The sequence below is a fragment of the Enterobacter sp. Li2LvB3 genome, assembly GCF_056156645.1.
This window is the reverse complement of the sequence record NZ_JBSICG010000013.1, coordinates 60676-73418: the sequence shown is the minus strand read 5'-3', so window position 1 is coordinate 73418 and position 12743 is coordinate 60676. Positions and strand designations below refer to the sequence as shown.

General features: G+C 51.4%; 12 protein-coding genes. 8 read left to right on the top strand and 4 right to left on the bottom strand.

Annotation, left to right across the window (positions count from 1 at the left end; genetic code table 11):
- Positions 1 to 99: 99 nt before the first annotated feature.
- The 3 genes from clpP to bolA all read right to left on the bottom strand — a co-directional run bounded on the left by clpP (position 100) and on the right by bolA (position 2932).
- Complete coding sequence (clpP, locus tag ACS603_RS12485) at positions 100 to 723, bottom strand: ATP-dependent Clp endopeptidase proteolytic subunit ClpP (RefSeq protein ID WP_014069126.1); 624 nt, start codon at positions 721 to 723, stop codon at positions 100 to 102.
- A gap of 260 nt (positions 724 to 983) precedes the next feature.
- Positions 984 to 2282 (bottom strand): trigger factor, encoded by a 1299-nt coding sequence (gene tig, locus ACS603_RS12480; protein ID WP_315688013.1) that lies wholly within the window; start codon positions 2280 to 2282, stop codon positions 984 to 986.
- Between the two features lie 332 nt (positions 2283 to 2614).
- Entirely contained in the window at positions 2615 to 2932 is a 318-nt protein-coding gene (bolA, locus tag ACS603_RS12475; RefSeq protein ID WP_041162004.1) for a transcriptional regulator BolA, read from the bottom strand.
- A gap of 305 nt (positions 2933 to 3237) precedes the next feature.
- On the opposite strand from bolA, the gene ACS603_RS12470 reads away from it, so the two are divergent.
- From ACS603_RS12470 to ACS603_RS12435, 8 genes are all read left to right on the top strand, one after another.
- Positions 3238 to 3816, top strand: a complete 579-nt coding sequence (locus tag ACS603_RS12470) for a lipoprotein (protein WP_182059830.1) — start codon at positions 3238 to 3240, stop codon at positions 3814 to 3816.
- Positions 3817 to 3862: 46 nt separating this feature from the next.
- Entirely contained in the window at positions 3863 to 5338 is a 1476-nt protein-coding gene (ampG, locus tag ACS603_RS12465) for a muropeptide MFS transporter AmpG (protein ID WP_182059829.1), read from the top strand.
- 479 nt (positions 5339 to 5817) lie between these two features.
- Entirely contained in the window at positions 5818 to 6765 is a 948-nt protein-coding gene (gene cyoA, locus ACS603_RS12460; protein ID WP_182059828.1) for a cytochrome o ubiquinol oxidase subunit II, read from the top strand.
- A gap of 16 nt (positions 6766 to 6781) precedes the next feature.
- On the top strand, positions 6782 to 8773 hold the full coding sequence (cyoB, locus tag ACS603_RS12455; protein WP_315688011.1) for a cytochrome o ubiquinol oxidase subunit I: 1992 nt from the start codon (positions 6782 to 6784) through the stop codon (positions 8771 to 8773).
- A complete protein-coding gene (locus ACS603_RS12450; protein WP_014069119.1) occupies positions 8763 to 9377 on the top strand; it encodes a cytochrome o ubiquinol oxidase subunit III in 615 nt (204 codons plus the stop codon). Before cyoB ends, ACS603_RS12450 begins: the two co-directional genes overlap by 11 nt.
- The gene (locus tag ACS603_RS12445) at positions 9377 to 9703 is read left to right on the top strand and encodes a cytochrome o ubiquinol oxidase subunit IV (protein ID WP_182059826.1); all 327 of its coding nucleotides are present in this window, start codon (positions 9377 to 9379) and stop codon (positions 9701 to 9703) included. Before ACS603_RS12450 ends, ACS603_RS12445 begins: the two co-directional genes overlap by 1 nt.
- 11 nt (positions 9704 to 9714) lie before the next feature.
- A complete protein-coding gene (gene cyoE, locus ACS603_RS12440) occupies positions 9715 to 10602 on the top strand; it encodes a heme o synthase (RefSeq protein WP_182059825.1) in 888 nt (295 codons plus the stop codon).
- Between the two features lie 149 nt (positions 10603 to 10751).
- The gene (locus ACS603_RS12435; RefSeq protein ID WP_315688010.1) at positions 10752 to 12113 is read left to right on the top strand and encodes an MFS transporter; all 1362 of its coding nucleotides are present in this window, start codon (positions 10752 to 10754) and stop codon (positions 12111 to 12113) included.
- 32 nt (positions 12114 to 12145) lie between these two features.
- Here ACS603_RS12435 and ACS603_RS12430 read toward each other — a convergent pair whose 3' ends face one another.
- A complete protein-coding gene (locus ACS603_RS12430) occupies positions 12146 to 12637 on the bottom strand; it encodes a YajQ family cyclic di-GMP-binding protein (RefSeq protein ID WP_182059823.1) in 492 nt (163 codons plus the stop codon).
- Positions 12638 to 12743 lie beyond the last annotated feature (106 nt).

The following is a 12743-nucleotide window of genomic DNA, read 5'->3' as shown; positions in this document are numbered from 1 at the left end:
TGCCGCACATGACGACGCAAATGCCATTCTCAGACGCAAGCTGCATTCAAGCAGCGTGCCGCCCTACCTTAGTATAGCGGCACACTCGCGTCGCGGGCATCAATTACGATGGGTCAATACGGAGTCGACTAAGCCGTACTCAACTGCCTCTGGTGCAGAGAGGAAGCGATCGCGCTCGGTATCGCGCTCGATCTGCTCAAGGGATTGACCCGTATGCTGCGCCATAAGTTCATTCATGCGCGCTTTTACTTTCAGAATTTCGCGTGCGTGGATTTCGATATCCGTCGCCTGGCCCTGATATCCGCCCAGCGGCTGGTGAATCATCACGCGGGAGTTTGGCAGGCAGAAACGCTTACCTTTCGCACCTGCGGTTAACAGGAAGGCGCCCATGGATGCCGCCTGTCCCATACAGATGGTGCTCACATCCGGCTTGATGAATTGCATGGTGTCGTAGATAGACATACCCGCCGTGATCACGCCACCAGGTGAGTTAATATACAGGTAAATGTCTTTTTCCGGGTTTTCCGCTTCCAGAAACAGCATCTGCGCCACGATCAGGTTAGCCATGTGGTCTTCCACCTGGCCGGTCAGAAAGATAACGCGTTCCTTGAGCAGACGGGAATAGATATCAAAAGAACGCTCACCACGTGAGGTCTGTTCAATAACCATTGGCACCAGAGCCATATGGGGTGCAAAGTTATCTCGTTCGCCACTGTATGACATTTCCGTCTCCTGGATCAAAATTGAAAACACCTGCTGTACTGATTGTAACCTTATGGACGGATTATCAGCCAGTCTCATTCATCGTGATTACATACTTATGGGGTTCGCATCGCCCTATTTCAAGCATAACAACCTTTTGTTGTTACGCTAACACTGAAAGGGCGTTTTAGCACTCTTCCTGGGCTATTGGTGCGATAAAAAAAACCCGTCGCCGGAAGGCAACGGGTTTTTTGTTCAAACTTTAAACCGTTGAGACGAAATTACGCCTGCTGGTTCATCAGTTCGTTGAAAGAGGTCGCTTTTTCGGACACTTTAGCTTTCGCCAGTACCGCTTCAACAGCCTGCTCTTCCAGCGCTACATTGCGCATGTTGTCCATCAGTTCTTTGTTGTTACCGTAGAACTCAACAACTTCTGACGGATCTTCGTATGCAGAAGCCATCTCTTCGATCAGGCCTTTCACACGCTCTTCGTCAGCTTTCAGTTCGTGGGTACGAATCACTTCGCCCAACAGCAGGCCAACAACAACACGGCGTTTAGCTTGCTCTTCGAACAGTTCGCGCGGCAGTTCCATCGCTTGTTGCTGGTTGCCACCGAAACGCTGAGCAGCCTGACGGCGCAGAACGTCGATTTCGTTGTCAATCAGTGCAGCTGGAACGTCGATTTCGTTCGCTTTCACCAGGCCTTCGATTGCCTGAGATTTCACACGGTTACGCACAGCGCCGTTCAGCTCGCGTTCCATGTTTTTACGTACTTCAGTACGCAGACCGGCTACAGAACCATCTTCAACGCCGAAACGTTTGATGAATTCTTCAGTCAGTTCTGGCAGTTCGCGCTCTTCAACTTTCTTCAGGTTGATGACGAACTTCGCTGCTTTACCTTTCAGGTTTTCAGCGTGGTATTCTTCCGGGAAGGTCACGTCGATAGTGAACTCTTCGCCAGCTTTGCGACCTTTGATACCGTCTTCGAAGCCTGGGATCATACGACCCTGGCCCATTGCCAGTACGAAGTCAGACGCTTTACCGCCTTCGAACTCTTCGCCGTCTACAGAACCGGTGAAGTCGATGGTTACACGGTCTTCCGCGTCAACAGCGCCTTCTTTATCTTTCCAGTTCGCCTGCTGCTTGCGCAGGGTGTCCAGCATTCCGTCTACGTCTTCGTCAGTCACGGAAACGATCGGTTTTTCAACTTCGATAGATTCCAGACCTTTCAGCTCAACTTCTGGGTACACTTCGAATTCTACAGAGTAGGTGAAGTCTTCGCCCAGTTTGTATTCGCCTGGAACATAGTTCGGCGCGCCAGCTGGATTGATTTTTTCTTTGATGATCGCATCGATAAAGTTGCGGCTCATCAGGTCACCCAGCACATCCTGACGCACAGAGGCGCCATAACGCTGAGCAACAACATTCATCGGTACTTTACCCTTACGGAAGCCGTCAATACGTACTTTTTTTGATACGTTGACCAGCTCGCTTTTCACAGCAGTTTCGATGCTGTCAGCAGCGATAGTAATCGTTACACGGCGGCCAAGGCCTTGAGTGGTTTCAACTGAAACTTGCATCTTGTTACCTCAAAAAAATCACAGTGCTCGGTCAACTCTGAATCTGTCTCGCAATACCGGGATGCTCTCTATTTAGCAGATTCACATTCCCTGTCGCCAGAATCATCCCGAAGACATTCATTAAGACGCGGCATTATAGCGGCATCACTTAGGTGAGTCGAGAACGGTTAGGGTATGTTGCTGCGGCTTTTTTCACACTTTAAGGCTATTTTTAGCCTTAAAAACGCACCATACGCTCAAAACTCAGACAAAACAAAACGGCCCGGAGGCCGTTTTGACGTAATCTGCTAGCAACATACTGGAAAAACTCCAGCGGTTGCAAATACGATTTTTCAGGCGATGGTGCCTGCGCCACGACAAGGCGGCGATGCAAAAACCGTATCCTGCAAGCCTTCCCATTCTTTGATGGTGTATGTATGAAGCGCCAGTGCATGAACCGTTGCCGAAAGTTCTTCGGTTAACGTGCCGTAGATCATACGGTGTCTATTAAGAAAACGCTCTCCAGCGAAGCGGTCACTTACCAACACCACTTTAAAATGACTTTCAGACCCTGCCGGTACGTTGTGACGATAGCTTTCATCGACGACTTCGAGGAAAACGGGGTTGAACGCTGCCCTTAATTTGTCTTCTATTTGCTCACGTATCATCATGAAATCACTCCTCCGACAACGCTAAGATGTCACCCATCCCTTTAAATGTTAGCCGCTTTTACCGTTTCCATTACAACAACACAACAAATATTTAGCTTTCGTCTGATTTTCTCAGCCAAACGGATGAAGTTCACTGTGAGGCTCATACGTTTTGTCATTCACGGGCGGAGAAAAACACTAAGCTGGTCAGTTTTCAGACAAGACGATGAATTTACATGCGTTGACCACTTCCCCTGGCCGTTGGCGATGTTATGATGGCGGCAATTTTTCTCTCTATATGCTTACGATTCGTTGAGAACCCGAAAATGTTAAAAAAACTCTTCTTTCCGTTGGTAGCACTTTTTATGCTGGCAGGCTGCGCTACCCCGCCAACAACGATTGATGTCTCACCAAAAATCACCCTGCCTCAGCAGGATCCTAGCCTGATGGGCGTGACCGTCAGCATTAACGGTGCAGACCAGCGTCAGGATCAGGCACTGGCAAAAGTGACGCGCGACAACCAGCAGGTAACGCTGACCGCCTCCCGCGACCTGCGCTTCCTGTTGCAGGAAGTGCTCGAGAAACAAATGACCGCACGCGGTTATATGATTGGCCCAAGCGGTGCTGTTGATTTGCAGATCATCGTAAACAACCTCTATGCAGACGTTTCCCAGGGTAACGTGCGTTACAACATCGCCACCAAAGCGGATATCGCCATCATCGCTACCGCGAAGAACGGCAATAAGATGAACAAAAACTACCGCGCCAGCTACTCCGTTGAAGGTGCTTTCCAGGCTTCCAACAAAAATATTGCTGACGCTGTTAACAGCGTGCTGACCGACACCATCTCCGACATGGCTCAGGACACCAGCATCCACGACTTTATCAAGCAGAACGCTCGTTAATCCTGCTTCCTGACCCGGCGTTTCGCCGGGTCAGCGCTATATGCTCATGTCCAGTCGCTACTTACGCATTTTCCAGCAACCGAAATCAGCCATTCTGCTGATCCTTGGCTTCGCCTCCGGTTTACCGCTCGCGCTCACCTCAGGCACGCTTCAGGCCTGGATGACCGTAGAAAACATCGATCTTAAAACCATCGGTTTCTTCTCTCTGGTTGGGCAGGCGTACGTCTTCAAATTCTTGTGGTCGCCGGTTATGGATCGCTACACCCCACCGTTCCTGGGGCGTCGTCGCGGTTGGCTGGTGATGACCCAGGTTCTGCTGCTGCTGGCGATCGCCGCCATGGGGTTCCTTGAGCCAGCTACCCAGTTGCGCTGGATGGCAGCACTGGCCGTGGTGATTGCATTCTGTTCGGCCTCTCAGGACATCGTGTTTGATGCCTGGAAAACGGACGTTCTGCCCGCAGAGGAACGCGGTGCTGGCGCGGCTATCAGCGTGCTGGGCTATCGTCTGGGCATGTTGGTTTCCGGCGGGCTGGCGCTGTGGCTTGCCGACCGTTACCTTGGCTGGCAGGGCATGTACTGGCTGATGGCCGCCCTGCTTATCCCGTGCATTATCGCCACCCTTTTCGCACCCGAACCGAGTGATGTGATCCCTGTTCCTCGTTCCCTGGAACAGGCGGTAGCCGAACCCCTGCGTGACTTCTTTGGCCGCAATAATGCCTGGCTAATCCTGCTGCTGATCGTCCTTTATAAGCTTGGCGATGCATTCGCCATGAGCCTGACGACCACCTTCCTGATCCGTGGCGTCGGGTTTGATGCGGGTGAAGTCGGCGTGGTCAACAAAACGCTGGGGCTTTTTGCCACCATCGTCGGCGCACTGTACGGCGGTGTGTTGATGCAGCGACTGACGCTGTTCCGGGCGCTGTTAATCTTCGGTATTTTGCAGGGCATTTCAAACGCCGGTTACTGGATGCTTTCAATTACCGACAAGCACATGATCAGCATGGCCACCGCCGTTTTCTTTGAAAACCTGTGCGGTGGCATGGGGACCGCGGCATTTGTCGCGCTGCTGATGACCTTGTGCAACAAGTCGTTTTCTGCCACCCAGTTTGCCCTGCTCTCGGCGCTTTCTGCCGTAGGGCGTGTATATGTAGGCCCGATAGCTGGCTGGTTTGTTGAAGCGCACGGCTGGCCGACGTTCTATCTTTTCTCGGTTGTCGCTGCGGTTCCGGGGATCTTATTGTTACTGGTTTGTCGTCAGACGCTGGAATATACGCAGAAAACCGAACATTTTATGCCGCGTACCGAATATCAACACGCCTATCGATTTGCTTTACGCCTGCTGATGGTGGGTTGCCTGGCGCTCGCATTATGGCTCGTGGTGTTAATTGTTAATGCAACAACCCCTCTTACGCTTCCCTTCGAAGCCCTTCTGCTCAACGCTGGAGCCCTGCTGGCTATCGCCGGGATCCTGACTGGCTGTGCGCTCGATTTCCTGGCATTACGTAAAATGCCCACAACCTGAAGTAAAAAACGAAAGGTTATTTCTCGTTGTAATCACTAAGCGAAATTATAACGGTGAAATAACCGCCAGTCGGTAAAAAAAATATTTGTTGTTTTGTGCGGGATAGAATTTGGAAATTATTGGAGCCCATTCCAGTGAGCTATTTTTCATTAAACGATTCAGCATTTGAAAGATTGAATTTTCGTTTTTTAGTTGTCTTTTTATTGATAATTAATTGTTAATTTTTTGTATATTTTTGATAATGGTTATACCAATTGCCCCTTTTAGGGTATGCTTGGGGGTCCTTTCGTTATAACGCCCGTACCACGCGGCTTTCACCTTAAAAATCGACATAATTTGCAACACTTGTGACATGTGCGGCAGAACCCGGTAACACCTTCCTGACACAGGTCTAATGATGTTTACAGTAATGTAACCTTCCCGTAAAATGCCCCCACACTTTAAACGCCACCAGACTCCCGTGGAATTGAGGTCGTTAAATGAGACTCAGGAAATACAATAAAAGTTTGGGATGGTTGTCATTATTTGCAGGCACTGTATTACTCAGTGGCTGCGATTCTGCACTACTTGACCCCAAAGGACAGATTGGACTGGAACAACGTTCATTGATTCTGACGGCATTTGGCCTGATGATGATTGTGGTTATTCCTGCCGTTTTGATGGCTGTTGGTTTCGCCTGGAAGTATCGTGCGAGCAATAAAGATGCGAAGTATAGCCCTAACTGGTCACACTCCAATAAAGTGGAAGCTGTGGTCTGGACTGTGCCTATTCTGATCATCCTGTTCCTTGCCGTGCTGACATGGAAAACCACTCACGCGCTTGAGCCAAGCAAACCGCTGGTTCACGATGAAAAACCGATTACCATCGAAGTCGTCTCCATGGACTGGAAATGGTTCTTCATCTATCCGGAACAGGGCATTGCTACCGTGAATGAAATCGCCTTCCCGGCGAACACTCCGGTTCAGTTCAAAGTGACCTCCAACTCCGTGATGAACTCCTTCTTCATCCCGCGTCTGGGTAGCCAGATTTACGCGATGGCTGGGATGCAGACTAACCTGCACCTGATCGCGAATGAAGCAGGCACCTACGATGGTATCTCCGCCAGCTATAGCGGCCCGGGCTTCTCAGGTATGAAGTTCAAAGCTATCGCGACGCCGGACCGTGCCGCATTCGACCAGTGGGTTGAAAAAGCGAAACAGTCCCAGAACACCATGTCTGACATGGCGGCGTTCGACAAAGTGGCTGCACCTAGCGAATACAACAAGGTGGAGTACTTCTCTAACGTGAAACCAGATTTGTTCAAAGATGTTGTTGGCAAATTTATGGACCACGGCAAGAGCATGAATATGTCCCAGCCTGAAGGCGAGCATAGCGCGCACGAAGGTATGGAAGGCATGGACATGAGCCACGCGGAAACCGCTCACTAAGGGGCCGAGGAAGAAAATGTTCGGAAAATTGACACTGGATGCAGTGCCCTACCATGAACCCATTATCGTGGTTACGGTGGCTGCAATTATCATCGGTGGTGCGGCCTTACTGGCCTTAATCACTTACTTCGGTAAGTGGAGCTACCTGTGGAACGAGTGGCTGACTTCGGTTGACCACAAAAAACTCGGTATCATGTACTGCATCGTCGGTATCGTCATGTTAATTCGTGGCTTTGCGGATGCTATCATGATGCGTAGCCAGCAGGTGCTTGCCTCTGCGGGCGAAGCGGGCTTCCTGCCGCCGCACCACTACGATCAGATCTTTACCGCTCACGGCGTTATCATGATCTTCTTCGTGGCGATGCCGCTGGTTATCGGTCTGATGAACGTGGTTGTGCCGCTGCAAATCGGCGCGCGCGACGTTGCGTTCCCGTTCCTGAACAACCTGAGCTTCTGGTTCACGGTTGTCGGTGTAATCCTGGTTAACCTGTCACTGGGTGTGGGCGAATTCGCACAGACCGGCTGGCTGGCGTACCCGCCGCTTTCAGGAATTGAATACAGTCCTGGCGTAGGTGTCGACTACTGGATTTGGGCGCTTCAGCTCTCCGGTATCGGTACAACCCTGACCGGTATTAACTTCTTCGTGACCATTATCAAGATGCGTGCCCCTGGCATGACCATGTTCAAGATGCCAGTGTTTACCTGGGCATCTCTGTGCGCCAACATCCTGATTATTGCTTCATTCCCGATTCTGACTGTCACCATCGCGCTGCTGACCCTGGACCGCTACCTGGGCACCCATTTCTTCACGAATGATATGGGTGGCAACATGATGATGTACATCAACCTGATTTGGGCCTGGGGTCACCCGGAAGTGTACATCCTGGTTCTGCCTGTGTTCGGTGTGTTCTCCGAAATCGCAGCAACCTTCTCGCGTAAGCGCCTGTTTGGTTACACCTCTCTGGTGTGGGCAACTGTGTGTATTACCGTTCTGTCGTTCATCGTTTGGCTGCACCACTTCTTCACCATGGGTGCGGGCGCGAACGTAAACGCCTTCTTCGGTATTACCACCATGATTATCGCAATCCCTACCGGGGTTAAGATCTTCAACTGGCTGTTCACCATGTATCAGGGTCGCATCGTGTTCCACTCAGCAATGCTGTGGACCATCGGCTTCATCGTGACCTTCTCCGTGGGTGGTATGACCGGCGTACTGCTGGCTGTACCGGGTGCTGACTTCGTTCTGCACAACAGTCTGTTCCTGATTGCGCACTTCCATAACGTTATTATCGGTGGTGTGGTCTTCGGATGCTTCGCTGGCGTAACTTACTGGTGGCCAAAAGCGTTCGGCTTCACGCTGAACGAAAAATGGGGTATTCGCGCGTTCTGGTTCTGGATCATCGGCTTCTTCGTTGCGTTTATGCCGCTGTATGTGCTGGGCTTCATGGGTATGACCCGTCGTCTGAGCCAGCAGATTGATCCACAGTTCCACCCAATGCTGGTTGTTGCAGCATGTGGCGCGGTGCTGATTGCCTGCGGTATCGCATGCCAGCTGATTCAGTACTACGTGTCTATTCGCGACCGCGAACAGAACCGTGACCTGACCGGTGACCCATGGGGCGGCCGTACGCTGGAGTGGGCGACCTCTTCTCCACCTCCGTTCTATAACTTCGCCATTGTGCCGCAGATCCATGAACGCGACGCATTCTGGGAAATGAAAGAAAAAGGTGAAGCGTACAAGCAACCTGCTCATTACGAAGAGATCCACATGCCGAAAAACAGCGGCGCGGGCATTGTTATTGCCGCCTTCGCAACGGTATTTGGTTTCGCAATGATCTGGCACATCTGGTGGTTGGCGATTGTTGGCTTTGGCGGCATCGTGATCAGCTGGATTGTGAAGAGCTTTGATGAGGACGTGGACTACTACGTACCAGTCCGTGAAGTCGAAAAACTGGAAAACCAGCATTTCGATGAGATTTCTAAAGCGGGGCTGAAAAATGGCAACTGATACTTTGGCACACTCAACTGCCCACGCGCATGACCATGCGCACCACGATACAGGGCCGACGAAAGTATTCGGTTTCTGGATCTACCTGATGAGCGACTGCATTCTGTTCTGCTGTCTGTTCGCGACGTATGCCGTTCTGGTGAACGGCACTGCTGGCGGCCCGACCGGTAAGGACATTTTTGAACTGCCGTTCGTTCTGGTAGAAACCGCACTGCTGTTATTCAGCTCCATCACCTACGGCATGGCGGCTATCGCCATGTACAAAAACAACAAGAGCCAGGTTGTCTCTTGGCTGGCGTTGACCTGGTTGTTTGGTGCTGGATTTATCGGGATGGAACTCTATGAATTCCATCACCTGATTGCTGAAGGTATGGGCCCGGATCGTAGTGGCTTCCTGTCTGCGTTCTTCGCGCTGGTAGGTACTCACGGTCTGCACGTTACCTCTGGTCTGATCTGGATGGCGGTACTGATGTTCCAGGTATCCCGTCGCGGCCTGACCAGCACTAACCGTACGCGTATCATGTGCCTGAGCCTGTTCTGGCACTTCCTGGACGTTGTGTGGATCTGTGTGTTCTCTGTTGTTTATCTGATGGGGGCGATGTAATGAGTCATTCAACTGATCATGGCGCTTCCCACGGTAGCGTAAAAACCTACATGACAGGGTTTATCCTGTCGATCATCCTGACGGTTATCCCGTTCTGGATGGTGATGAGCGGTACTGCTTCTCACGCGGCGATTCTGGGCACTGTCCTGGTCACTGCAGTGGTGCAGATTCTGGTGCATCTGGTTTGCTTCCTGCACATGAACACCAAGTCCGATGAAGGCTGGAATATGACTGCCTTTGTCTTTACCGTGATTATCATCGCTATCCTGGTAGTCGGTTCCATCTGGATTATGTGGAACCTCAACTACAACATGATGGTTCACTAAGAGCGGCGAGTATGTTTAAGCAATACCTGCAAGTAACGAAACCAGGCATCATCTTTGGCAACCTGATCTCCGTGATCGGAGGGTTCCTGCTGGCCTCTAAAGGCAGCATTGATTACACCCTCTTTATTTCCACGCTGGTCGGTGTGTCACTGGTTGTTGCGTCCGGTTGTGTATTTAACAACTACATCGACATGGATATCGACAAGAAGATGGAAAGGACTAAAAATCGGGTGCTGGTTAAAGGCCTGATAGCCCCTTCCGTCTCGCTGGTGTACGCCACCTTGCTGGGTATTGCTGGCTTTATGCTGCTGTGGTTTGGTGCTAATCCTCTGGCCTGCTGGCTGGGGGTGATGGGGTTCGTGGTTTATGTGGGCGTTTACAGCCTGTATATGAAACGTCACTCCGTCTACGGTACGCTGATTGGTTCTCTCTCCGGCGCTGCGCCGCCGGTGATTGGCTACTGTGCCGTCACGAACGAGTTCGACAGCGGTGCGCTTATCCTGCTGGCTATCTTTAGCCTGTGGCAGATGCCGCACTCCTACGCCATTGCGATTTTCCGCTTCAAGGATTATCAGGCAGCGAACATCCCGGTATTGCCGGTCGTGAAAGGTATCTCGGTTGCTAAAAACCATATCACGTTGTACATCATTGCCTTTGCAGTGGCGACACTGATGCTCTCTCTGGGCGGTTACGCTGGATACAAATATCTGGTGGTGGCAGCCGCAGTAAGCGTCTGGTGGCTCGGTATGGCCCTGCGTGGTTACAAAGTGGAAGATGACAAAGTCTGGGCACGCAAACTGTTTGTGTTCTCAATCGTTGCTATCACCTCGTTGTCCGTAATGATGTCTGTAGACTTTATGGTCCCAGACTCGCACAACCTGCTGACTTACGTCTGGTAAGACATAACAGGTGAATAAAGGGGTGCTTCGGCACCCTTTTTTATTCACTGAATCTATTAATACCGCATGTAATATTTGTTAAATAAGCCTTTATTTACCCCGCCCCTTCCCCGCACTACACTATGGCCTGCTTTTGAACTGAGGTGGTAATGAACGATAATAAAATGACGCCAGGCGAATTGCGCGCGACCTGGGGTTTAGGGACTGTTTTCTCGCTACGGATGCTTGGCATGTTTATGGTCCTGCCTGTTCTGACCACGTACGGTATGGCATTGCAAGGCGCCAGTGAAGCGCTGATTGGTCTGGCGATTGGTATCTATGGTTTAGCGCAGGCGGTATTCCAGATCCCCTTTGGCCTGCTTTCTGACCGCGTAGGCCGTAAGCCGCTGATTGTCGGCGGGCTGCTGGTCTTTGTGCTCGGCAGCGTAATAGCCGCCCTCTCCCACTCTATCTGGGGCATTATTCTTGGCCGCGCGTTGCAAGGTTCCGGGGCGATTGCTGCGGCCGTAATGGCGCTGCTGTCGGATTTAACACGCGAACAAAATCGCACCAAAGCCATGGCGTTTATTGGCGTGAGCTTTGGCGTGACCTTTGCGATTGCGATGGTACTCGGCCCGATCATTACGCATAAACTAGGTCTTCATGCGCTGTTCTGGATGATTGCCATTCTGGCGACCATCGGTATTGCGTTAACGCTGTGGGTCGTGCCGGACAGCAAAAACCACGTGCTGAACCGTGAGTCCGGCATGGTCAAAGGCTGCTTTAGCAAAGTCATTGTCGAGCCGCGCCTGCTGAAGCTGAATTTTGGCATTATGTGCCTGCACATTCTGCTGATGTCGACCTTCGTTGCCCTTCCGGGCCAGCTGGCGGCAGCCGGTTTCCCGGCGTCTGAGCACTGGAAAATTTATCTGGTGACCATGCTGATTTCGTTCGTCTCCGTCGTGCCATTTATCATCTACGCCGAAGTGAAGCGCAAGATGAAACGCGTGTTTCTCGCCTGCGTTGCACTACTGCTGATTGCGGAGATCGTGCTGTGGGGTTCCGGCCCGCACTTCTGGGAACTGGTGGCGGGCGTTCAGCTCTTCTTCCTGGCATTTAACCTGATGGAAGCCCTTCTGCCCTCGCTTATCAGCAAAGAATCACCAGCGGGATATAAAGGCACGGCAATGGGCATTTACTCCACCAGCCAGTTTATCGGCGTCGCTATCGGTGGCTCGCTCGGCGGCTGGGTGGATGGCCTGTTTGATTCGCAAACCGTATTCCTGGCAGGCGCGCTGCTGGCAATGATCTGGCTGCTGGTCGCCAGTACCATGAAAGAGCCGCGCTATGTCAGTAGCCTGCGCGTAGAAATCCCGGCTGACGTTGAAATTAGTGATGCGCTGAAGCAGCGCCTGGAAGCTACAGACGGCGTGAACGAAGTGATGATTGTGCCGGATGAACGCAGTGCGTATGTCAAAATTGACAGCAAAGTGACCAACCGCTTTGAAGTAGAGCAGGCGCTGAAAGCCTGAAAAAATGCCCGGTTCAACCGGGCATTTTTGTCTTAATCGCGGAAGTTTTTAAACTGGAACGGTTGTCCCAGATCGCCGCCGCGAACCAGCGCCATAACGGATTGCAGATCGTCACGGGATTTCCCGGTAACACGGATCTCTTCACCCTGAATTTGCGCCTGCACTTTCAGCTTGCTGTCTTTGATGAGCTTAACGAGCTTTTTCTGCACCGCGCTCTCAATGCCCTGCTTCAGTTTGGCTTCAACAAACCAGGTTTTACCGCTATGTACGAACTCTTCTGGCACATCAAGAGACGCGCCTTCAATGCCGCGTTTCAGCAATTTGGCACGCAGAATATCAAGCAGCTGATTGACCTGGAAATCAGACTCGCTCAGAACCTTGATAGTCTTATTTGCATCGTTCAGCTCAAAAGTCGCCTCTACGCCACGAAAATCAAAACGTGACTCAACTTCACGGCTTGCATTATCTACGCCGTTACGAACTTCCTGGATATCAACTTCGGAAACAATATCGAAAGATGGCATCTTTTCTTCTCCCTTCATTTTTGTTGCGTTGCATAATACCCGCAACGAGGCATAACGAGAAGCTTAGCTGACGGCGCTATACTTAGGCCGTAACACCTGGCGCAGT

Excerpts from the sequence above, each read along its gene's own strand:
- ACS603_RS12435 (WP_315688010.1), top strand. The coding sequence starts at position 10,752 with ATGAACGATAATAAAATGACGCCAGGCGAATTGCGCGCGACCTGGGGT.
- ampG (WP_182059829.1), top strand. The coding sequence starts at position 3,863 with ATGTCCAGTCGCTACTTACGCATTTTCCAGCAACCGAAATCAGCCATT.
- cyoB (WP_315688011.1), top strand. The coding sequence starts at position 6,782 with ATGTTCGGAAAATTGACACTGGATGCAGTGCCCTACCATGAACCCATT.
- bolA (WP_041162004.1), bottom strand. The coding sequence starts at position 2,932 with ATGATGATACGTGAGCAAATAGAAGACAAATTAAGGGCAGCGTTCAAC.
- cyoE (WP_182059825.1), top strand. The coding sequence starts at position 9,715 with ATGTTTAAGCAATACCTGCAAGTAACGAAACCAGGCATCATCTTTGGC.
- ACS603_RS12470 (WP_182059830.1), top strand. The coding sequence starts at position 3,238 with ATGTTAAAAAAACTCTTCTTTCCGTTGGTAGCACTTTTTATGCTGGCA.
- ACS603_RS12445 (WP_182059826.1), top strand. The coding sequence starts at position 9,377 with ATGAGTCATTCAACTGATCATGGCGCTTCCCACGGTAGCGTAAAAACC.
- clpP (WP_014069126.1), bottom strand. The coding sequence starts at position 723 with ATGTCATACAGTGGCGAACGAGATAACTTTGCACCCCATATGGCTCTG.
- tig (WP_315688013.1), bottom strand. The coding sequence starts at position 2,282 with ATGCAAGTTTCAGTTGAAACCACTCAAGGCCTTGGCCGCCGTGTAACG.
- ACS603_RS12450 (WP_014069119.1), top strand. The coding sequence starts at position 8,763 with ATGGCAACTGATACTTTGGCACACTCAACTGCCCACGCGCATGACCAT.
- cyoA (WP_182059828.1), top strand. The coding sequence starts at position 5,818 with ATGAGACTCAGGAAATACAATAAAAGTTTGGGATGGTTGTCATTATTT.
- ACS603_RS12430 (WP_182059823.1), bottom strand. The coding sequence starts at position 12,637 with ATGCCATCTTTCGATATTGTTTCCGAAGTTGATATCCAGGAAGTTCGT.